Below are 1,983 nucleotides of genomic sequence, written 5' to 3'. Positions count from 1 at the left end.
CGGGCCATGTTTCCCGGCCACGACCAACGCGAATTCTGGCAGCGGGCCGAGCAGCGCAACCGCCAAACGGCCCAACTTTACGACCAACTCGGCTTGGCCGAATACGAAGCGATCGAAGGCTTCGTGCAATGGCGCCCAGCTCCGGCTGGGGCGGAAGCGGAGGGTGCTTCGTAGCGGAAGTCCGTAGGCAACGCCCTCCGTGGCGTTCCGAACCCTCCGCGGTGTTCCCAATCCCAGTGGTGTGGCACGGAACGCCACGGAGGGTGTTCCCTAGATGGTTGCAACCTATCAATGATTCCTCGAACTCAGGGTAATCCATGAAAACCAAGCGAATTGTCATTCTGTGCATTGGCCTTTTCTGCGGCCTGCCGCTCGCCATGCACGCGCTGGGAGGCGACTCGCCGCTGAAGAGCGGCATCGACCGGGCGAATTTCGACACGTCGATCAAGCCCGGCGATGACTTCTTCCAATACGTCAACGGCGATTGGAACAAGCGCAACCCGATCCCGGCCGAATACAGTCGCTGGGGATCGTTCTCTCAACTGCACGACGACAATCTCGTCGCCCTGCGCGAGATCGTCGAAGGTCTGGCAAAACAGCCCGGCCCGCTCGAAGGGAACAAGCAGAAGATTCGCGATTTCTTTGCCACGGCGATGGACGAAGCGAAGCTCGAGAAGCAAGGCGCCGCCCCGCTCAAGGATGAACTCGATCGGATCGCCAAGATCGAAAGCCGCGACGACTTGGTCGCTGAGATCGGCCATCTGGAGGCGACCGGCGTCCGATCGCTCTTCTCCGCGTCGGTTGGGCAGGATGAGAAGCAGAGCACGCGCTACACGGTCTACTTGCACCAAGGAGGTCTGGGGCTGCCGGAACGAGACTACTATCTAGGCACGAGCGATTATTTCAAGAAAATTCGCGCGCAGTATCGCGAGCATGCGACGAAGATGTTTGGGCTGTTGGGCGATTCGTCCTCCGCGGCCGCCGCTGCCGCGGATACCGTGCTTTCGATCGAAACAAAGTTGGCCGAGGCCTCGCGCACGCCCGTGCAGCTTCGCGACCGCGAAGCCAATTACAACAAATCCACGCTCGCCGATCTGGCCAAGCAAACGCCGAACCTGAATTGGGACCTGTACTGGAAGGCTGCGGAGATCGGCAAGCTCTCGGACGTGATCGTCGGCCAGCCGGAGTTCTTCACTCGAGTGAACGAACTGTTGGCCTCCGTGCCGATAGAGCAGTGGCAGGCTTATCTCCGCTGGCGCCTGATCCGCGCCACCGCCTCATACCTCAGCGACCCGTTCGAGCGCGAGAGCTTCCGCTTCTACGACGAAACGCTTCGCGGCGTGAAGCAGATGCAGCCGCGCTGGAAGCGGGCCATCGGCGCTATCGACTCGCGAATCGGCGAAGCGCTCGGGCAGCTTTATGTCGAGAAGTATTTCCCGCCCGACGCCAAGCGCCGGATGGATGAGTTGGTCAAGAACATCATGGCCGCCTATCGCGAGCGGATCGAAAAGCTCGACTGGATGGGACCCGAGACGAAGAAGCAGGCTCTGGCCAAGCTCTCCACCGTCATGCCGAAAATCGGCTACCCCGATAAATGGCGCGACTACTCGACGCTCCAAATCGGCACGGACTCCTACGCCGCGAACGTGCTGCGGGCTGAGGCGTTCGATTGGCAGTATCACGTCGCCAAGCTTGGCAAGCCAGTCGATCGGCTCGAATGGGGCATGACGCCGCCGACGGTCAACGCTTATTACAACCCATCGCTCAACGAGATCGTCTTCCCCGCCGGCATCCTTCAGCCGCCGTTCTTCGATCCGACGGCCGACGACGCGGTGAACTACGGCGCGATCGGGGCGGTGATCGGCCATGAAATCACCCACGGCTTCGACGATCAAGGGAGCCGCTCCGATGCTGAGGGCAATCTGCGAAACTGGTGGACCGCCGACGACCGCGCCCGCTTCACGGCGAAAACCGACAAGCTGG

The 1,983-nt window shown here is 61.3% G+C and carries 1 protein-coding gene; it reads left to right on the top strand.

Annotation, left to right across the window (positions count from 1 at the left end; genetic code table 11):
• Positions 1-317 precede the first annotated feature (317 nt).
• The coding region (locus tag VGY55_15865) for a M13 family metallopeptidase (GenBank protein HEV2971452.1) at positions 318-1,983 on the top strand (1,666 nt) is incomplete at its 3' end.

This window comes from Pirellulales bacterium (assembly GCA_035939775.1).
Classification (GTDB): domain Bacteria; phylum Planctomycetota; class Planctomycetia; order Pirellulales; family DATAWG01; genus DASZFO01.
This window is presented reverse-complemented; position numbering and strand designations above follow the sequence as displayed.